General features: G+C 42.5%; 7 protein-coding genes and 4 pseudogenes. 7 read left to right on the forward strand and 4 right to left on the reverse strand.

Features of this window, described 5'->3' with window-relative positions:
* Positions 1-58: 58 nt before the first annotated feature.
* From BHV83_RS17110 to BHV83_RS17120, 3 genes are all read left to right on the forward strand, one after another.
* Complete coding sequence (locus BHV83_RS17110; protein ID WP_005646165.1) at positions 59-3,445, forward strand: TonB-dependent receptor; 3,387 nt, start codon at positions 59-61, stop codon at positions 3,443-3,445.
* Between the two features lie 19 nt (positions 3,446-3,464).
* On the forward strand, positions 3,465-5,180 hold the full coding sequence (locus BHV83_RS17115; protein ID WP_005646163.1) for a RagB/SusD family nutrient uptake outer membrane protein: 1,716 nt from the start codon (positions 3,465-3,467) through the stop codon (positions 5,178-5,180).
* Between the two features lie 62 nt (positions 5,181-5,242).
* Positions 5,243-6,358: a glycoside hydrolase family 88/105 protein gene (locus BHV83_RS17120; protein WP_036658431.1), complete on the forward strand. Its 1,116-nt coding sequence runs from the start codon at positions 5,243-5,245 to the stop codon at positions 6,356-6,358.
* A gap of 91 nt (positions 6,359-6,449) precedes the next feature.
* Here the strand turns inward: BHV83_RS17120 and BHV83_RS17125 are convergent, their stop codons facing one another.
* The 3 genes and pseudogenes from BHV83_RS17125 to BHV83_RS17135 form a co-directional block, all read right to left on the reverse strand.
* Positions 6,450-6,914, reverse strand: coding sequence for a cold-shock protein (locus BHV83_RS17125; RefSeq protein WP_005650912.1), 465 nt, complete (start codon positions 6,912-6,914; stop codon positions 6,450-6,452).
* Between the two features lie 97 nt (positions 6,915-7,011).
* Positions 7,012-7,149 (reverse strand): annotated as a pseudogene (locus BHV83_RS17130) (RNA recognition motif domain-containing protein); the annotation flags it as partial.
* Positions 7,150-7,403: 254 nt separating this feature from the next.
* Complete coding sequence (locus tag BHV83_RS17135) at positions 7,404-7,997, reverse strand: DNA-3-methyladenine glycosylase I (protein ID WP_119216442.1); 594 nt, start codon at positions 7,995-7,997, stop codon at positions 7,404-7,406.
* A gap of 327 nt (positions 7,998-8,324) precedes the next feature.
* Between BHV83_RS17135 and BHV83_RS17140 the strand changes: the two are divergent.
* Positions 8,325-9,583 (forward strand): annotated as a pseudogene (locus BHV83_RS17140) (site-specific integrase).
* Between the two features lie 13 nt (positions 9,584-9,596).
* Positions 9,597-10,538, forward strand: a pseudogene (locus BHV83_RS17145) (hypothetical protein).
* A 74-nt stretch (positions 10,539-10,612) separates the two neighbouring features.
* Here the strand turns inward: BHV83_RS17145 and BHV83_RS17150 are convergent.
* Entirely contained in the window at positions 10,613-10,753 is a 141-nt protein-coding gene (locus BHV83_RS17150; RefSeq protein ID WP_286757805.1) for a hypothetical protein, read from the reverse strand.
* 6 nt (positions 10,754-10,759) lie between these two features.
* Here BHV83_RS17150 and BHV83_RS17155 point away from each other — a divergent pair, with 6 nt between their 5' ends.
* Positions 10,760-11,068 carry a DUF3853 family protein gene (locus BHV83_RS17155; protein ID WP_008647321.1) on the forward strand — a complete coding sequence of 103 codons (309 nt, stop codon included), beginning with the start codon at positions 10,760-10,762 and terminating at the stop codon, positions 11,066-11,068.
* Positions 11,069-11,079: 11 nt separating this feature from the next.
* Positions 11,080-11,274: pseudogene (locus BHV83_RS17160) on the forward strand (AAA family ATPase); the annotation flags it as partial.

An 11,274-nucleotide genomic window follows, 5' to 3' on the forward strand; every position in this document is an offset into this window, starting at 1 on the left:
CGGCATAAGATTTCAAAGTTATTATTGCGTACTAAACTTTTAAAATCACTACAAATATATGAAAATAAATCATTATCTTGATAGATCGTGGTTTAACGGTCTACGTTATACCTTACATATTATGAAAATCATAATCATTTTACTGGTCTTAAGCATTGGGAACTCCTTTTCTATGACCTACTCTCAAAATACATTACTTTCGCTTGACATCAATAAACAGTCCATAAAAGAAGTTATTGGCATCATTGAGAAAAAGTCGGAATATGTTTTCTTCTTTTCGGACAATGTCCGTCAAGATTTAGAAAAAAGTGTTGACATAAAGGTCAATTCAAAAACACTTGATGTAATCTTGAACAACCTTTTCGCCGATACAGACTTGGTATATACGATTAACGATCGCCAGGTATCAATTGCAAAGTCGAAAAAAGCAGGATCTTCATATCCTGCACCGCAACAACAGACAAAGACAATTACAGGAACAATTGTCGATAACACAAAAGAACCTCTAATCGGAGTTAATATTGTTGTAAAAGGGACTTCTACAGGAACAGTAACCGACATCGATGGCAAATTCTCTTTGCCTATTACCGAAACAAACGCTGTTCTTGTCATTTCTTACATCGGCTATAAATCGCAAGAAATCAAAGTAGGTAATCAATCCAGCCTGAATGTCACATTAGAGGCGGAAACATTAGGCTTAGAAGAAATCGTTGTCGTAGGATACGGTACCGTTAAGAAAAAAGACCTTACCGGTTCGGTATCGTCCGTAAACTCGGAAACGATCTCTAAATCACCTGTGACAAGTGCAACCCAAGCAATCCAAGGACGCCTCCCCGGTGTATTCATTTCCAATTCGACAACGAAACCAGGTGAAAATGCATCTGTGGTTATCAGAGGTAAACGTTCTATCAGCGGTAGCAGTGATCCCCTTTACATAGTCGATGGAATTCCAGTAGTAGGAGGAATAAATGAAATCAGTCCTTCAGACATCGAAACAATAGATATCCTCAAGGATGCCTCTGCTACGGCTATTTATGGTGCACGCGGTTCAAACGGTGTAATCCTGATAACCACCAAAAGGGGAAAAGCAGGAAAAACTCAAGTCGACTATAATGGATATGTTGGCTTCCAAACAGTGCTGAACCAGTTAGAATACATGGACGGGGCAGCCTATGCCGAAACAGTCCGGGAATCTTATCGTTCAACCGGTAAATATCTCTCTGATAAGCCGAGTTGGGAAGAAGACCAAAAGATCGGTTCATTCGCTAATGACCCTTATACATTGGAATCTCTGAAAATGGCATACGATGAAAACGGGAATTATGATCCTTCAAAGGTCCGTTCAGGAAGTAAATGGTGGGAAGCTGTACAACGCACAGGTATGGTTACCGACCATCAGTTAAGCGTTCGCGGGGGCAACGACAAAACCAACTTCACTTTTAGCGGTTCCTATTATGATTATAAAGGTCTTGTTAAAGATGAAGAATTTTCCCGGTATTCTATTCGCCTGAATCTCGAACATTCTGTAAACAAATATATTAAATTGGGGGCATTTACTGGATATACCCATTCCGTGCAAGAAAGAGGGTCTACCCTGTTTAACTCGTGGCGTGTCATGCCAATGGGCCGTTTCTATGATGACAACGGCGATTTATTGGAAAAAGTTTCAGGCACAGACGACCAGTGGCGTAACCCGTTACTTAGATTAGCAGAGGGAGCTGTTTCCAACCCTTTAAAGATAAACAGATTTATCGGCAGTTATTATGCTGATATCACGTTACCGCTGAAAGGGCTCCGGTTCCGAACGAATTTAGGTATCGACTATGAAACCAGACAAGATTACAATTTCCAATCGGCTGAAGCACGGGGAAATACCATGAATTATGCTCGAAACGGTACGGAAAACAGATCCATGTTTACCTGGGAAAACCTGTTATTCTATGACAGAACATTTGAGGATCATACAATCGGGGTAACTTTGCTCCAATCTATAAATGAATACCTCCGGGAATACAACAAAATTCCGGTTCAAGGAACACCGGCTGATGAACTATTATATTATGATGTAGGTTCTGCCTCTAATCCTGAAAAAACAGAAAGCGGTAAAAGCCAATGGAAATTAGCTTCCTTCATGGCTCGTTTGAACTATAGCTTCAAAGGGAAATACTTGGCTACTATTTCTGCCAGATATGACGGTTCTTCACGTCTTGCGGAAGGACATCAATGGGTCGCTTTCCCGGCTGCTGCTTTAGCTTGGCGTATCAATGAAGAATCATTCATGCAAAATGTTCATTTCCTCAGTAACCTGAAATTGCGTGTTGGATATGGTGTCGTTGCCAGCTCAGAAGTAGATCCTTATGAGACCAAGGGTACATTGTCACAAAAACCATATAATTATGGTAGCGAGTCGATTTTTGGTTATGCTCCTGACAAAATGCCTAATACGATGTTAACCTGGGAAACAACAGGTCAATGGAATGCCGGATTTGATTTCGGATTTCTCGGAAACAGACTGAACGGAACAATCGATGTTTATTTACAAAATACAAAGGATTTGCTATTGGACAGACAATTGCCTATCGTATCAGGTTTCAATCAAATAAAATCAAACGTTGGAAAAACGCGTAACAAAGGGCTTGAACTTACCTTGAACTCTTTAAATATCAATAATAAGAATTTTACATGGTCTACAGACCTCATGATGTACACCAACAAGGAAGAAATCGTTGAATTATATAATGGCAAGGAAGATGATCCTGGAAGTTCCTGGTTTATAGGTGAAGCGATCAACGTGTTCTACGATTACAAGAAAATAGGCATCTGGCAAGACACGCCGGAAGATCGTGCCGAAATGGAGAAGTTCAACCAGAACGGAAGTAACTTTGCACCTGGTACTATCCGCCTGTGGGATAATGGCGATTATAAGATCACTTCGGAAGACCGTGTTATCCAAGGCCAGCAAAGACCTAAAGTAATATTAAGTTTAAATAACACATTCAGATATAGGGACTTCGACTTCAGTTTCTTCTTTGAAGGCAATTTCGGAGCAATGATCAAAAACAACATCAGTTATCTGAATCAAGCACACAGGAACGGCAATGTGAAAGTCGATTACTGGACACCGACAAATCCGACTAACGCCTTCCCACGTCCGATTGAAGGTGTCGACTATCTTCCTTATTATGAAACGTTGCATTATGAAAAAAGCGACTTTATCAAACTTCGTAATGTCACTTTAGGATACACCATTCCAAGTCATATTACCAAGAAATGGGATATATCACGTTGCCGTGTCTACGTGCAGGCACAAAACTCATGGATGTGGACCAACTTCACCGGAGTGGATCCAGAAAGCGCTCTGAATAAAGATGTTGATGGAACATACGCAGGTTACACGCGTCCAACTCCTTCAACCTGGTTAGTAGGTCTTAATATAAGCTTTTAATCTAAAAAAATCAGAAACAATGAAAGAATCAAATAACATAAAGAAAGTTGTTCTTTTTAGCCTGGCAAGCGCATGTATCGGGCTTATAAGCTGTGATGATTATCTGAAGGAGAAAGACCTTCCCCGTTTAACTCCCGACTATTATGGAACCGTTGCCGGTGTGGAGTCCGCCGCAACAGCAACATATAGCTTCATGCGTTGGGGAGCTGGTAATGAAAGATATAACGTACTCACGGAATACGGCACAGATCTCTTCACGCAAGGAGAAGATCCGGGAAAACAAGCTGACGCTTTTAACAAATACGGAAGCCAGTTGAATCCAGATGCAAGTGTCTTGTACGAATTCTGGGAAAATCATTATAAAGCGATCAATACTGCAAACTTGGTTATTCAGCAAGTAGAAGGATCTACATCAATGTCTGAGGTACAAAAGCAAGTGGCTCTTGCCGAAATGTCTTTTTTACGTGCCTTCTTCTATTTTGAGTTGGTACAACAGTTCGGAAGCATCCCTTTGGTATTGGATGTGTCTTTCGACGTGAGAACTGACTTTCCACGTGCTTCAGTTGCCGATATTTACAATCAAATTATCAAGGATCTGGAATATTCGGTCCAATATTCTCCTGAGAAACCAGCAAAAACAGGGAAAGCAGCTAAATATGCCGCAGCTCACCTGTTGGCTAAGGTATATCTGACCAGGGGAAGTGCCGTAAGTGATCAGCGCGGACAGCAGCCTTCAGATATGGAGAATGCTCTGAAATATGCCAAAATGGTAATTGATTGCGGACAATACGAATTACTGACAAATTTTGCCGATCTGTGGGATATAAATAATCAGGGTAATAAGGAGGTGATTTTCTCCGTTCAATTCACGACAGATCCGGTTTACCGTGGAGATGGCAATTCCTTCCACCTATATTGGGGGTCTTGGTATGAAGATCAACCGGGTATGACAAGGGACCTCGAAAACGGACGTCCATACAGAAGACATCTTCAAACGCAAAAGACAATGTTGCAACTGTTTGACCGTAAAAACGATTCCCGCTTCTATAAAAGTTTCAAATGGGCATATTATGCCAATCGTGAAGATGCAGGACTGGAACTGGGAGATACAGCAATTTATTACAGTATAAACCCGACCACGGAAACACATCGTTATAAATATTTTGCCTGGGATAAGGAAGATGTAACCAAAAACAATCGCTACTATCCTCCCTTGCTTAAATATTTCGATCCCCTGCGTCTATCTGTCAATGATGGTCAAGGCGGCCGCGAATGGGTAAAAATGCGCTTGGCCGAAACGTATCTGATTGCAGCGGAAGCTTCCGGCCGCAACGGTGATTACCAAACAGCAGCCGATTACATTAATGTTGTCCGCAAACGTGCCGCATGGCAGGATGGTGAAACCAAAATGTCTCAATACTGGCGCGAAGAAGGAGGAAAAATAGGAGATACCAATAGTACCTTTGCAGATATTCAAGTCACGGCTGCAGATATCCAAAGCAATTTTATCGACTTTATGTTAGATGAACGTGGACGCGAACTGTTAGGTGAAACTTGCCGTTGGAATGACCTGGTACGATGTGAAAAGCTGGAAGAATACGTCAAGAAATGGAATTCAGAAGGAGCTGTCACCTTCAAATCACATCACAAACTTCGTCCGATTCCTCAAAAGCACATAGACCGCTTGAATCCAAAAGGAACGGATGCTGAAGAACAAAATCCTGGTTATTTCTAATTACACAATATTTATCTGAAGCTGCCCGCTCTCAACAGGGCAGCTTCTCATTTATAAATGATATGAAAACAAAGTATTTTATTCCCATTATATTTCTGTTGCTTTTCACCCGATGTTCGACAAATTCCAACGCAGATTTAAAGAACTTTCCTGAAGGTTATACACCGGAAGAAGTTGGGACACGGATAAGCAAACGCTTTATTTCCGGTAAACATATGCTTCATAAGAAAAACGGAAAAGATGGTATTCACTATGCAGAAGTCTGTACATGGTATGGAGCCTTAAAATATGCTGTTGCCGTTGGTGACAATGCATTGATCAAGCAACTTCAGAACAAGTTTGAACCTCTCTTTACCACCGAGGCAAATTATCAACCACTTATGAATCACGTAGATTTGAATATGTTCGGTTGTTTACCGTTTGAGTTTTATCAGATCACAAAAGATCAACGTTACTATGATATGGGGCTTCCTTATGCAGACACGCAATGGCAGGTACCGGACACAGCAACAACGGAAGAAAAGAACTGGGCCCGAAAAGGTTTCTCCTGGCAAACCCGTTTATGGATCGATGATATGTTTATGATCACCATTATCCAATCCCAAGCATACAAAGCCACCGGAAAACGAGAATATATTGACCGTGCAGCTCGTGAAATGGTGATGTATCTGGATGAACTCCAACACCCTAACGGTTTATTCTACCATGCCCCAGATGTTCCTTTTTATTGGGGACGCGGCAATGGCTGGATGGCCGCCGGCATGACAGAATTACTGCGCTATTTGCCAAAAGACAATCAAGACCGACCCCGTATCCTGGAAGGGTATCGTTTGATGATGAAGAATCTGAAAAACTATCAACTACCTGACGGTATGTGGAGCCAACTAGTAGATGATCCCGCCTGCTGGGCAGAGACATCAGGAACAGCAATGTTCACGTATGCTATGATCACAGGGGTTAAACAAGGGTGGCTAGATAAAAAAGAATATTCTCCAGTTGCTCGTAAAGCTTGGATGGCATTAATTCCCTATATCAATGAAGAAGGAGACGTGACAGAAGTGTGTATCGGAACCAATAAAAAGAATGATAAACAATATTACTATGACCGTCGAAGGATAGTGGGAGATTATCATGGGCAAGCTCCCATACTATGGTGCTGTTTTGCTTTGATAGAATAACCTATATTGCAAACGGGGCTGCCTTAAAATCCAAAAATAGGGCAGCCTATATAAGACTAGTGTCTGTCTGTTAAAGAATTTACTTCCTTTTTTAATTGGAAGATTCGCTTTCAATACGAATATTAATTGCATTCATTCCCCTCAGACCGCGTTCAAGTTCAAAAGTAACGATGTCGGTTTCCGAAATATCGGTCAGTGTATTATTACTAACATGAAAAAAATACTTCTCGTCGCTACCAAGGTCTTTGATAAAACCATATCCTTTTGATTCATTAAAATAATCAACCCTCCCTTTCAGCACGGTAGGTGTCTCTATATCTTCTTTTTTTGGGGTAGAGATAAGAATATCTTCTTGCTTAATTTCTTCTTTATTAGGATTCAATTCGGGAGGAGTCGATGTAATCACGCCGTTTTCATCCACATAAGCGATCATATCATCAAAACTATTCGCTTTGCCAAGCAATTTTCTGTCTTCTTTCTTTTTTTGTTTTTCGGCCCTTCGGGCTTGTTTCTTTTTTTCGTTTTCTCGTTTATTGTATGTTACGGATTTTGCCATTTATCTATATTTATTTATATTAATAATCAATCTATTTTGTAAGAATTCAAAGTAGAATGCCAAGATATTTCCGGTATATGGAAATGCAGGATATAAAAAAACCAAATCCTCTGGATCTTCCTGTTTCTCTATCCATGATAACTTTTGCAGATGTAATTTCTCCATACTCTGCAAATAAATCATTCAAATCAGCATCATTAATGCTATAATTTAAGCCTGTAATGTAAATGTTCATTTAAAATTTTATTTTTAATAAATACTAATTAGGGTATGAGGAGGAAAATTAATGGAGAGGCCTACTTAATAATAAAGAAGAACTATACGCTAATAATACGTAACTCAAACTCTGACCCAAAGATAACACTATTAATCGAACCAACAACTATTACAAGCTATAAATTCTCGTTTTTCTTGTTAAGACTGTCAAAACATAATTTCTACCCGGATCAGAGCTCCGTTTCACAGAGGTTGTTATCATCTCAAAAACTCCTAAACTGGACAATCAGCAAGAGTCTTTTTCCGACAAAGACACCCTACCAAATGATCATTTACAAACCCTGTAGCCTGCATATGAGCATAACAGATCGTAGAGCCAAAAAACTTAAACCCTCGTTTCTTCATATCCTTGCTCATCACATCAGATTCTGGGGTTGTAACCGGAATCTCCTTCAACGATTTGAAATTATTTACAATCGGTTTCTGTTCAGGGAAAAACGATAACGTATAATTATAGAAACTGCCAAATTCCTTTTGAATCGCGATGAAACATCTGGCATTCGTGATCGTGGATGCAATCTTCAGCCGATTCCTGACAATCCCATCGAAAAGCATCAGCCGGTCAATATCATCCGAGGTCATCGCAGCTACTTTCTCAACATCAAAATTATAAAATGCTTTTTTATACCCTTCACGCTTACGAAGAATAGTAATCCAAGCCAATCCAGCCTGGGCACTTTCCAGAACAAGAAATTCGAATAAGGTTTTATCATCGGTAACCAATTTACCCCATTCCTCATCGTGATATTTCACATATAAATCGTCCGTACCAGCCCATCCACAGCGTCTATTTACAAGATCTTCCATCTTTCATAATTTATGATCTTCAAAGATATTTATTTAAGATGAATATACAAGAAAGGTTGTCTAAAAACTTATAGGCAAATACATTGAACGTCACATACAAAAAAATCCCGAAACTTTTGAATTTCGGGATTTTTCTTTAATCTATTATTTGCTTTCGCGGTGCGTACGGTACTTTAACCTACAATTTTACAAAACATCATAATATCGTAACTATCTACTAATAAACAGCTTATTACGATTGATTTATATCGTAAAATATCATTCAAAATCTTTTGCTATCTTAATAATTGGGTGTATATTTGGGTGCTAATTTAATTACACCCGAATATGAATATCAAGAGAAACATCATCTTTTCTTTGGAAAGCCGGAAGAAGAACGGCGTACCAATCGTGGAGAATGTGCCTATCCGTATGCGTGTGATATTTGCCAGCCAGCGCATTGAGTTTACAACGGGCTACCGCATCGACGCAGCCAAATGGGACGCCGACAAGCAGCGTGTAAAGCCGGGCTGCACCAACAAACTGAAACAGAGCGCATCCGAAATCAACACCGACCTGCTGCGCTACTATACGGAAATACAGAACATCTTCAAGGCGTTCGAGGTTCAGGGAACTATGCCTACCACCGCACAAGTGAAGGAGGCTTTCAACAACCTGCATAGCGAAAAGAGGGAGGAGGAACAGCAGAAGCCCCTGACGTTCGCACCTATGGAGGTGTTCGGGGAGTTCATCAAGGAGTGCGGGACGCAGAACGGCTGGTCTGACGCCACTTATGAGAAGTTCGCCGCAGTGAGGAAACACCTTGAGAAGTTCGACAAGGAACTGACCTTCGAGGCACTGGACGAACCCAAGCTGACAAGCTACGTGAATTTCCTCAAGGACGTGGAAGGCTTGCGCAACACGTCCACCATGAAGCAGATAGCCTACCTGAAATGGTTCCTGCGGTGGTGCACCAAGAAGGGGTACTGCATGAACAACGCCTACGAGAGCTTCAACCCGAAGCTGAAAAGCGTCCAAAAGAAGGTGATATTCCTCACATGGGAAGAACTGAACAAGCTGAAAGACTACAAGATACCCCTGACCAAGCAATATCTCGAACGGGTAAGGGACGTCTTTCTGTTCTGCTGTTTCAGCGGGCTGCGCTATTCGGACGTGTACAACCTCAAACGGAGCGACATGTAAAGACTGCTGACCGCCTTGTCATCGAACTGAACAACCACAGCAGGGCGATACTTGACAAATACAAGGACGTGGAGTTTGAAGGACACAAGGTGCTCCCGGTCATCAGCAACCAAAAGATGAACAACTACCTGAAAGAACTGGGGGAACTTGCGGAAATCAGCGAACCGGTAAGCGAAACCTACTATAAAGGCAGCGAGCGTATAGACACCATTACACCCAAATACGCGCTGCTGGGCACCCATGCCGGAAGACGGACATTCATCTGCAACGCGCTTGCGCTCGGCATTCCCGCACAAGTGGTGATGAAATGGACGGGGCACAGCGACTACAAGGCGATGAAGCCCTACATAGACATAGCCGATGACGTGAAGGCGAACGCAATGAGCAAGTTTAACCAACTGTAACCACAATAATATCATGGAAGAAAGAATAACGTCAATGATACCCCGCTACGGGAAACTCAACAAGATATACACCGGAATAATGTCCGGAGACAGTTTCTCTTTTGAGAAGCAGCAGTTCATTTCCGATTTTTACAGAGAGTACGGAGACACGCAGCCCTTTGAAACCACACTTATCAGTCTCATGCTTGAAATGGACGCCGCGCACTTCTCCATATTGCTGAACAGCCTGAAACGTGAGATTGAAAGCAACATCTCGACTTACAACACCTGCAAGGAGTTTTTCGACCGTCTCGATACCGGATATGTCTGCCGACAGCATGAAAGCCGTTTTGACTGGGGTATTGACAGACAGATGAAAGTCACAAACGGATAAAGGTACGAACGGTGCAAACGGGAATACGACAAGGAGAAAACCAAGCTGGATGAACTGTACAGGCAGAAGGAGCAGGCAAGACGGGAAGCCCTGCAATGCCTGCAAAACCGTTGCGGGGACATTTGCAGGCTGGGCGGCTCACTATTGGCAATCCTTGAAAAATACCTGACCGACCAAAAGAAAAAGGAAGGGGAAGAAAAGGAAATGTCCGCATCCGGTACCACCCCGGCAAGCCCGCCCGCCTATTTCCCCATGCGGCTGCTGTCAGCCATTTATGAGAAATGCAACGGTGAACAGTTCGAAGCCGTTTCCGAACTGGACTTCTACGCCAGCATGAACCTGCAACCATGCGAAGGCAGACTGAAAATAAGACCGAGGGAGAAGGCGCGCGTATGCTATCTCATTTTCCTTATGGGTGAAACGCTGCCCAAGCCGGACAGAGAGAAATGGAAAGAGGACATCATGAACCTGCTGGGAATAGACGATACATACTACAAGTCAAAATACAAAGAGCCCGTTTCCGATTTCCCCAGTGACAGCAACCGGGAATTTGCCAAGGAAATGCGGTCAATATTCCGATAGTCGATGATATGTCCCGACATTCCACGATACCACCACTTTTACCACTCAAAATAATTTCCGCCACTCTTTATTACTTACTGATATTTAACAAGATAGCGTGATATCCAAATCACGCTATCCACATCCTTACCACCCGTACCCGGAAGTAACTTTGCACTGTTCGAACGAGGTAAAAAGCCCATGCGCAGGGCTTGCAGTACAAACGTTAATTTCATTCTGATATGGAAATTAGAGACCTTTTATCAAAGCCCGTATGGCAGATGACGGGCGAAGAGTTCATATTCTTGAACCGGCACGCCTTGCAGGGAAGCGGAACGAAGCCAGCACAACCGGCAGCCGACAAGGAAAAGAAGTATGTGTACGGGATAGGCGGCATAGCCCGGCTGTTCGGGTGCAGCATACCCACAGCAAACCGCATCAAGAAAAGCGGGAGGATAAACAGAGCCATTACGCAGATAGGACGCAAAATCATCGTCGATGCGGACATGGCGCTGGAACTGGCAGGACGCAAAAGCGGGGGACGCGGATAGGGAGGTGTAGTATGGACAACAAGGAGAGAAACATCACCCCCGAAGAGGCGGTAATCCTATGGCATGCCTCGCGGCTTGACCTCTCGAAAAACCACGAGCAGGCGCCCGAAATCCTGAAAGTGCAGGGCTCCGTCATCGGCACACTGGGAAATTTCAGCGCGTCAATCGGAAAAGCCAAAAGCAAGAAGACGTTCAACGTCTCCGCA

The sequence above is a fragment of the Parabacteroides sp. merdae-related_45_40 genome (assembly GCF_001915675.1).

Coding starts and splice junctions, on each gene's coding strand:
- BHV83_RS17125 (WP_005650912.1), bottom strand. CDS start 6,914: ATGGCAAAATCCGTAACATACAATAAACGAGAAAACGAAAAAAAGAAA.
- BHV83_RS17115 (WP_005646163.1), top strand. CDS start 3,465: ATGAAAGAATCAAATAACATAAAGAAAGTTGTTCTTTTTAGCCTGGCA.
- BHV83_RS17110 (WP_005646165.1), top strand. CDS start 59: ATGAAAATAAATCATTATCTTGATAGATCGTGGTTTAACGGTCTACGT.
- BHV83_RS17135 (WP_119216442.1), bottom strand. CDS start 7,997: ATGGAAGATCTTGTAAATAGACGCTGTGGATGGGCTGGTACGGACGAT.
- BHV83_RS17120 (WP_036658431.1), top strand. CDS start 5,243: ATGAAAACAAAGTATTTTATTCCCATTATATTTCTGTTGCTTTTCACC.
- BHV83_RS17155 (WP_008647321.1), top strand. CDS start 10,760: ATGGAAATTAGAGACCTTTTATCAAAGCCCGTATGGCAGATGACGGGC.
- BHV83_RS17150 (WP_286757805.1), bottom strand. CDS start 10,753: ATGAAATTAACGTTTGTACTGCAAGCCCTGCGCATGGGCTTTTTACCT.